General features: G+C 67.9%; 10 protein-coding genes. 4 read left to right on the top strand and 6 right to left on the bottom strand.

Annotation, left to right across the window (positions count from 1 at the left end; genetic code table 11):
• A partial coding sequence (locus ACEU5R_RS03400; RefSeq protein WP_392409083.1) for a hypothetical protein occupies window positions 1–187 on the top strand: 187 nt, incomplete at its 5' end.
• 73 nt (window positions 188–260) lie between these two features.
• Here the strand turns inward: ACEU5R_RS03400 and ACEU5R_RS03395 are convergent.
• Both ACEU5R_RS03395 and ACEU5R_RS03390 read right to left on the bottom strand, forming a co-directional pair.
• Window positions 261–1001 carry an aldolase gene (locus ACEU5R_RS03395; protein ID WP_392409082.1) on the bottom strand — a complete coding sequence of 247 codons (741 nt, stop codon included), beginning with the start codon at window positions 999–1001 and terminating at the stop codon, window positions 261–263.
• A gap of 32 nt (window positions 1002–1033) precedes the next feature.
• Window positions 1034–1747, bottom strand: a complete 714-nt coding sequence (locus tag ACEU5R_RS03390; protein WP_392409081.1) for a haloacid dehalogenase type II — start codon at window positions 1745–1747, stop codon at window positions 1034–1036.
• Between the two features lie 130 nt (window positions 1748–1877).
• On the opposite strand from ACEU5R_RS03390, the gene ACEU5R_RS03385 reads away from it, so the two are divergent.
• On the top strand, window positions 1878–2738 hold the full coding sequence (locus ACEU5R_RS03385; RefSeq protein ID WP_392409080.1) for a LysR substrate-binding domain-containing protein: 861 nt from the start codon (window positions 1878–1880) through the stop codon (window positions 2736–2738).
• 143 nt (window positions 2739–2881) lie between these two features.
• Here the strand turns inward: ACEU5R_RS03385 and ACEU5R_RS03380 are convergent, their stop codons facing one another.
• The 3 genes from ACEU5R_RS03380 to ACEU5R_RS03370 form a co-directional block, all read right to left on the bottom strand.
• Complete coding sequence (locus tag ACEU5R_RS03380) at window positions 2882–3286, bottom strand: YchJ family protein (RefSeq protein WP_103273643.1); 405 nt, start codon at window positions 3284–3286, stop codon at window positions 2882–2884.
• 14 nt (window positions 3287–3300) lie between these two features.
• Window positions 3301–3585 (bottom strand): GNAT family N-acetyltransferase, encoded by a 285-nt coding sequence (locus ACEU5R_RS03375; RefSeq protein ID WP_103273644.1) that lies wholly within the window; start codon window positions 3583–3585, stop codon window positions 3301–3303.
• Window positions 3586–3691: 106 nt separating this feature from the next.
• On the bottom strand, window positions 3692–4636 hold the full coding sequence (locus ACEU5R_RS03370) for a 3-hydroxyacyl-CoA dehydrogenase NAD-binding domain-containing protein (RefSeq protein WP_392409079.1): 945 nt from the start codon (window positions 4634–4636) through the stop codon (window positions 3692–3694).
• A gap of 116 nt (window positions 4637–4752) precedes the next feature.
• Between ACEU5R_RS03370 and ACEU5R_RS03365 the strand changes: the two genes are divergently transcribed.
• Window positions 4753–5421, top strand: a complete 669-nt coding sequence (locus ACEU5R_RS03365) for a hypothetical protein (protein ID WP_392409078.1) — start codon at window positions 4753–4755, stop codon at window positions 5419–5421.
• Between the two features lie 18 nt (window positions 5422–5439).
• On the opposite strand, the gene ACEU5R_RS03360 is transcribed toward ACEU5R_RS03365, so the two are convergent.
• Complete coding sequence (locus ACEU5R_RS03360) at window positions 5440–6843, bottom strand: MFS transporter (RefSeq protein ID WP_392409077.1); 1404 nt, start codon at window positions 6841–6843, stop codon at window positions 5440–5442.
• 133 nt (window positions 6844–6976) lie between these two features.
• On the opposite strand from ACEU5R_RS03360, the gene ACEU5R_RS03355 reads away from it, so the two are divergent.
• Window positions 6977–7843: a LysR family transcriptional regulator gene (locus ACEU5R_RS03355; RefSeq protein WP_392409076.1), complete on the top strand. Its 867-nt coding sequence runs from the start codon at window positions 6977–6979 to the stop codon at window positions 7841–7843.
• The last annotated feature ends 84 nt before the right edge of the window (window positions 7844–7927 follow it).

Raw genomic sequence — 7927 nt, 5'->3', positions numbered from 1 at the left:
TGGCGCACCGGCAACAACGGTTTTTAACTCTGGACTCTATGTCGGTGCCGTACTAAGTCTGGGGGCAGGTCAGCACCGGTCTATCCGGGATGCGGACGCTACAAGCGCCACGGATTTGCAGAGAGGCTTCAGCGCCAGCTACTTCCGCAGGATTGCTGCCCTTGAGCAGGGCAAGGCCTGCTTCTGACTACGGCACGGCATGCCCGGGCTGGCAGCCAGAAACGCGCTGATCCGTTCCACCGCCTGCCGCAAGAACGCTTCTAGCTCAGTTGCCGCCGCAACGCCTCGAAGAACAGCGCCGACTGCAAGCGCTCGGATTGCACCTGCGCCGCCACTTTGCCGGCCAGCTCCGGATTCACCGGCGCCAGCGGACGCCCCGTCGATTGCGCGAGCACCTGCGCCTGGCAGGCGCGCTCCAGATAGAACAGATCGTCGTAAGCGTAGTCCAGCCGCTCGCCGCATACCACCACACCGTGATTGGCCAGGAACACGATATCCGCGCCCTGCATGGCGTGGGCGATGCGTTCGCCTTCGCTGACATCCAGCGCCAGCCCGTTATAGTCGCGGTCGATCGCGAGCCTGCCGTGAAAGCGCATGGCGTTCTGCGACAGAGTGGTGTCCAGCGCCCGGTCCGAGGTCAGCGTCAATGCCGTGGCGTGGGGCATGTGGGTATGCAGCACACAGGCTTTGCCGGCAATGCGATGGATGGCTGCATGAATGAACATGGCGGTCGGTTCCACGGCATGCCGACCCGCCAGCTTGTTGCCCCGGGCATCGATGAGCACGATGTCCTCGGCTTGGACTTCGTGCCACATCAGCCCGCGTGGATTGAGCAGGAAGAGATCCGAATCGCCTGGCAAGGCCACACTGAAATGATTGCAGACGCCTTCGCCCAGGCCATGCGCCGCGGCCGCTCTCAAGGCCAGCGCCAGATCGGCACGCAGCGCATGGATGGGCTCTGAATGAAACAGCGCTTCAGTGAACTTGGAATCGTGGTTCATGACAGCCTTTGCAGGTAAGAGGAAAGCGCTGGTCAGATCCAGCCCGCTTGGCGGAACAGGCCGATGACCTGATCCAAGGTGGATACGGTAGCGTCGGGACGGTAGTCAGGCAAGCATTGGCGGCCTGTGCCCCGGTCGATCCAGACACAGCGAAAGCCGATGTCGCGCGCAGCGGCGTGATCGAGATGAGGGCTGGCGCAGATATGGACGACCTGGTCGGGCGTGACGCCCAGGCTGGCGTGCGCGTGGGCGAAGATCTGGCGCGAAGGTTTGTAGGCGCCGGCCTGCTCGGCCGTAATGACGCGATCGATGTGGCCGCCCATCTGCGAGACATTGCCGGCGATGATGGCGTCGTCGGTATTCGAGATGATGCACAGACGGAAGCCGGCCTGCTTCAGCGCGCCCAGCGTGTCCACGACTTCGGGGAAGGGCGGCATGGCCGAGATGCCGCCGATCAGCGTATCGGCGTCCTCGGGGCGATACGCCATGCCCAGCTCGCGCATCGTCAGGTGCAACGATTCCCGCGTGATGTCGGCGAAGCGCTGGTGTGGCGGCGTGCGTTCGAGCCGATGTTCATGACCATCGTAGACGTGCAGGAACTGCTCCGGCGACGGCAGCGGGCCGCTCTGCGCGGACCGGCCCAGGATGCGGGCGATGGCGGCTTGCAGGCCTTCATCCCATTGAATCAGGGTGCCATAGCAATCGAAGGTCAGCCATTGAGGCCGGGGAAGAGCGGTGAGCGGCATGGAGCGTCCTCATGTTTGCGGATACAGCTGTTGGCAGGCGCGAGGCCCATCGCCAGCGTAGTGCCGCGCTTGTGAGTAGTAAAATTAATAAAAAAACTGAAGTCAGTTATTTATTGGATATCGATAAGCCATGCTCGATCTGGAATTGCTCAGGACGCTGGTGTGCGTGGTCGACGAAGGCAGCTTCACGCGCGCGGCCAGCCGCGTGCACCGGACCCAGTCCACGGTCAGCCAGCAGGTGCGCAAGTTGGAGCAGGCCGTCGGCAAGACCCTGTTGCTGCGCGACCGGACGGGCAGCAACGTGTCCGCGACCGAAGACGGCGAGCTGATGCTGGCGTATGCGCGCCGCCTGCTGGCGATCGCTGATGAGGCGCAGCAAGTACTGTCGGCGCCGCGCTCGGCGCGAGTGCTGCGGCTGGGTGTGCCGGAAGATTTCGACGTTGCGCGCCTGACCGTGCTGCTGGCGAAGTTCAGCGCCCGTCATCCGGACCTGCGCCTGGAGACCGTCAGCGGCATGAGCGCGGGGCTACGCGAGCGCCTGGCGGCGGGCGCGCTGGATCTGGCGCTGGTCAAGCGCGAACCGGGCGATGGTCCTTGCCTGGCAGCATGGCCGGAAGCCTTGGTATGGGTGGGAGAGCCGCGCATCGTCCGCGAGGCGGCGTCCGTGCCGCTGGTGCTGTTCCCGCAGGGCTGCATCTATCGCAAGCGCATGATCTACGCGCTGGAAAGCGCCGGGCGCGCCTGGCATGCGGCGTACCACAGCCATAGCCTGGCCGGGGTGCAGGCGGCCGTGGCCGCAGGATTGGGCGTCAGCCTGCTGCCGGCCTACGCGCGCCTGCCGGGCCAGGCAGTGCTGGGAAGGAAGGAGGGTTTCGAGGCCGCACCGGCGACCGAATTGGCCATCGTAGGCGAGCATCGCGGCTTGTCCATGGCGCATCGGGATCTGATCGGCGCCCTGGAACAGGCCATCGGTGGCTCGTGTGCCGTCTGATGCGGCCAACGCCTCGGCGCGTTGTCAGGCCGGGACGCCGAGCAAGACCGGGGCTCGCTCGCCACGTGCTCATGCGCTGGGGAGCCGCGACAAGCGTCGGCGGCGGGTGTCCGGCCAATCCGCGTGATGCCGGACCGGCCGATTCAGTCCACGTCGCCGTCGACGTAGAACCACTGACCCTGCTCACGCACGAAGCGGCTGAGCTCATGCATGCGGTGCGCGCGGCCTGCCTGGCGGCTGCGCGCGACGAATTCCACGGTTGCGTGATCGGCGTCTTGCGTCTGTGCGCGCTTGATCGACAGTCCCAGCCATTTGAGATCGGCCGGGTTGGGTTCCAGCGCAGTGGGGCGCGTATCCGGATGCCAGGTCGCGAGCAGATAGTCCAGTCGATCCAGCACGAAGGCGCTGTAGCGCGAGCGCATCAGGGCCTCGGCGTCGGGCGCCTGCAGGAACTGCGGGCCGGCATGCCAGCGGCCGCAGCATTCGGCGTAGCGCTTGCCGCTTTCACAGGGACAGGGTTGCGTGGCGGCGTCGGCTTTGCGGGTCACGTGAGTAAGGGCGCTCAGGCCAGCAGGTCGTTGTATTCAGGGTGACGCCGCATGTACACCGCCGCGTAGGAGCACAGCGGGCGCACGCGCCAGCCCTGCGCGCGCGCCGTCTCCAGCGCATGGCGGGTCAGCTCGGCGGCAATGCCGCGCCCGCCGACTTCGGACGGAACGCCGGTGTGCACGATGGACATGATGCCGTCCTGCAACTGATAGTCGAGCACGCATGGCACGCCGTCGACGGTTGCGATGAAGCGTGAATGCCCGGCGTCGTGCGTAACGGAAATCGGGAGCGTCGTCATGGGCGCAGAATCCTGTGATGGTCGGGAAAGGCGGCGGATCATGCCAGGATACCAGCCCGCCGGTGCGACGCGCGCGGCGGGCCTTGGCTTGCCGGTCGCCGGTCGCTCAGCGGCGCAGCGTCTTCAGCAGGGCCGTGAGATCCGCGTCGCGCGCCTGCGCCAGCTCGGCGATGCTGCGGCCGCCGGCTTCGGCGTTGACGCCTGCGATCAGCCGCTGGCGCAGTTCGGGCGTGACCTCGGGCGCGCCCATGTCGTCCCACCAGGTCTGCACCGGTCCCAGCAGATGGTCCATGAAATGACTCAGTCCGCCCGCGCCGCCGCCCAGGTTGAAGGTCATGTGCGGGCCGAACAGCGCCCAGCGCAGGCCCGGGCCCTGAGAGACGGCGGCATCGATATCCGCCACGCTGGCGACGTTCTCGGCCGCCAGATGGATGGCTTCGCGCCAGACCGCCGCCTGCAGGCGGTTGGCGATATGGCCCGGCACTTCCTTGTTCAGGCGGATCGGGTACTTGCCAAGCTCGCGATAGAAGGCGATGGCGCGTTCGATCGTTTCCTCGGAGGTCTGCTTGCCGCCCACCACTTCGACCAGCGGGATCAGGTGCGGGGGATTGAAGGGATGGCCGATCACGAAGCGCTCGGGCCGCGCACAGCCGGATTGCAGGCGGCTCATGATCAGGCCGGACGAGCTGGACGCGACGATGGCGTGCGCGGGCAGCGCGGCGTCCATGCGCGCGAATAGCGCGGTCTTGAAGTCCTCGCGTTCCGGCGCGTTTTCCTGCACGAAGTCCGCGTCCTTCAGGGCGGCCTCCAGGTCGGGCTCGAAGCGCAGCGCGTCGGGATTGGCGCCGGCGGCCACGCGACCCAGCTCGGCCAGCACCGGCCAGGCGGCGCGCACCCGTTCGCGGGTCAGCGGCTCGGCATCGGGCGCCGGGTCGCTGACCACCACTTCCAGGCCATGCGCCAGGAACAGCGCGGCCCAACTCGCGCCGATGGTGCCCGCGCCGACGATGGCGACACGGCGGATGGCGGGATGCGTGGACGGATGCGGCATGGGAAGACTCCTGGTCGGTTGTGTAACGCCAGCATTGTGAAGCAAAGCGGGGACCGTTGCCATGACGCGGCGCAGACGGCAAGATACGTCCGGTCCAACCCATGCCAGGAGAACAGATGGACAGCATCCAGGACGGACGCCATGCCCGCGCGGCGTCGAACGCGGGCGCCGCCGTGCCTTACTTTTGCCAATGGGAATCGGCCCACCTGGCCGGGGCCATCATCCGCGGCGAACTGGACCTGAAGGACGATCCGGCCTGGGCCGGTTCCGGCGCGGCCGACGTCGACGAGTACGCGCGCTGGGCCAGCCATGTCTGCGGCATGGCCTGCCTGAAGATGGTGCTGGCCGCGCGCACCGGACGCGTCCATCCCACGCTGGCGCTTGCGCGAGCCAGCCTGCCTTATGGCGCCTATACGGTGGACGGCGACGACATCAAGGGCATGATCTACGCGCCCTTCGTGCGCTATGTGGAAGAGGCATACGGCCTGCGCGCCCGCGTGCACGTGGACCTTGCAACGGCCGCGCTACCGGCCGTGCTGGACGAGGCCGAGTTCTTCATGGCGTCGGTGCATCCGTCGATCCGCTGGCCCGACCAGCCGCCGCCGAAGAAAGGCGGGCACCTGGTGCTGGTGACGCGCGCCGGCGCGGACGAGATCGTGTTCCACAATCCATCAGGCGAACCGGTGGTCGACGGCCGGCCTGGCACACAGGCGGACGCGCGCTTGGCGCCCGCCGTGTTCGACCGCTATTTCGCGGGCCGCGGCGTGGCCATCCTGCGCGGCTGAAGAGGGCCGCGCGTCGCGTCAACGATTGCGTGCACGGCGGAGATAGCGCGCGGCCAGCAGGCCGGCGCACAGATAGCTGGCCGCGATGACGGCGTAGGCCAGGGGCAGGCTGTCGTTCCAGTCGGGCGCCCGGTGCAGGATGGTGCCCATCAGCGCCACGCCCACCAGCGTGCCGGACTGACGGTTGGCGTTCAACGCGGCCGCGCCGCTGTTGGCGTGGGCGGTGCCCGATACCTGCATAACCAGGCTGGTCATGGCCGGCACCACGAGGCCCAGGCCCAGATTGGCGCCGGTCGCCAGCAGCGCGAAGCACCAGTAAGGCATGCCGGGCGACATGGCGACGATGCTGGCCGCGCTCAGTACCGTGGCGATGGACAGGCCGCCCAGCAGCGCGGCCGACACATTCCAGCGCGCCGCGATGCGGCCCGAGGCCAGGTTGCCGATCGAGAATATCGCCAGCATGGGCACCATCTGGATGCCGGTCTGCAATGCGTCCGCGCCGCGCGCCTGCTGCAGGAACAGGCTGATCAGGAACAGCTGGCCGTAGCCGCCCAGATTGACCAGGAATCCCACGCCGTTCGCGGCCGCGAAGCGCGGCGTTTCGAACAGCGCGCGCGGCAGGATGGGATCGGCGTGGCGGCGCTCGCGCCGCACCAGCAGGATCGCCGCCGCCAGCGCCAGCGCGATGGCCGTCGCGATGCGGGGCGAGGACCAGCCATAGGCATTGCCTTCGATCAGCGCGTAGCTGGCGGTCGCCAGCGCGGCCATGCCGAGCAGGTGACTGGATGCGTTGAGCGCGCGCGGGCGGCGCGGCGCCGGTTGGATGCGGCGGCTGGCCAGCCACAGACCCGCCAGCCCCAACGGCAGGTTGATGAGAAAGATGCCGCGCCAGCCGAACTGATGGATCAGCACGCCGCCCAGCAAGGGGCCCGATGCGCCAGCCACGGCCACGATGGCGGACCAGGCGCCCAGCATGCGGTTGCGGGTGCGTTCTTCCGTATAGGCGTGCGTCAGCAGGCTGAGCGAACTGGGCATGAACAACGCCGCGCCCACGCCCTGCAGCATGCGCGCGGCGATCAACGCGGGGCCGTCGGGCGCCATGCCGCACAGCAACGAGGCCAGCGTGAACACGGCCAGTCCCGCCTGGTAGATGGTCTTGGCCCCGTAGCGGTCGGCCAGCGCGCCGGCCGCGAGCAGCAGCGCCGCGAAAGCCAGGGTGTAGGCGTCGGCGATCCACACCAGGTCGGTCAGGGGGACGCCGAATTGCGCGGCGATGCCGGGCAGGGCGACATTGACCACGGTGACGTCGAGCATGGCCATGATGAAGCCGATCGCCAGCGTGGCCAGCGGCATGAGGCTGGCGGTTGTCGCGGGCGCGGCGGGTGTGGCGCGAACAGGGGGTTGAGTGCAGGCGGTATTCATGGGGCATTGCGTTTTTCGAGGCCGGGGCTGCCAATGTAGGCGCTGCATGAAATGCAAAAAAGCCGTATAAATGCGTCTCCATGATGCAAATTTGCATCGATGGCGGATGCACCGCGTCCTTTGGGGGAGCGATATGGATTGGGACAACGCGCGGGTATTCCTCGCCATCTATCGCAACGGCACGCTGCGCGGCGCGGCCGCGCTGCTGCAGATCGACCAGGCCACAGCGGGCCGGCGCCTGGCCGCGCTGGAACGGTCGCTGGACGCGCGCCTGTTCCTGCGCACGCCGGCCGGCTATGTGCCGACCGCCGCCGGGGAGCTGGCTTTCGCGGCCGCTGAACGCATGGAGCAGGCGGCAGACCAGCTGCAGCGCCAGATGCAGGGGCTGGATCATCGCCTGTCGGGCGTCGTGCGCGTGGCCTCCTCGGAAGCCATCGGCAGCTACTTCGTGATGGACGCGGTCAAGCGCCTGCATGCGCGGCACCCGGACATCACGATATCGCTGTCGACCTCGATCAAGCTGAGCAACCTGACGCGGCGCGAAGCCGATCTGGCGATCCGCAACGTCCGGCCCGACAGTCCCGACCTGATCCATCGTCATCTCGCGCGCAAGGACACCGGGCTGTATGCCGCGCCGTCCTATCTGCGCCAGCGCGGCGAACCCAAGCCGGGCACGGCCTTCGCCGGGCACGCGCTGGTGACCTATCAGCAGTCGGCGTTGCCGGGCTGGTCCGATGCCTTCTGCGGCGAGCCCACCGGCAACGGCCACGTCGCCATCGAGCTGAACTCCGCCATGATGATCATCGATGCCGTGCGGGCCGGGCTGGGCATCGGCGAGCTGCCCGTGCACATGGCGGCGCGCCATCCGGAACTGGTCCGCATCTGGCCGCAGCGGGCCGGTTCCTATGACCTGTGGCTGGTGATGCACGGCGACCTGAACCGGACCGCGCGGGTGCGCGCCGTGGCCGATGCCATCGTCGAGGTGTTCGAGCAGGAATAGGACCGGACCGCGCGCGGGCCTGCTGGCTGCGCCGCTTGTGGCCGCGCGCAAGCGGCGCTAAGGTTGACGCTCCCGTCTTGTCCG

It is taken from the genome of Achromobacter sp. 413638 (assembly GCF_043119405.1).
GTDB lineage: Bacteria > Pseudomonadota > Gammaproteobacteria > Burkholderiales > Burkholderiaceae_B > Achromobacter.
This window is presented reverse-complemented; position numbering and strand designations above follow the sequence as displayed.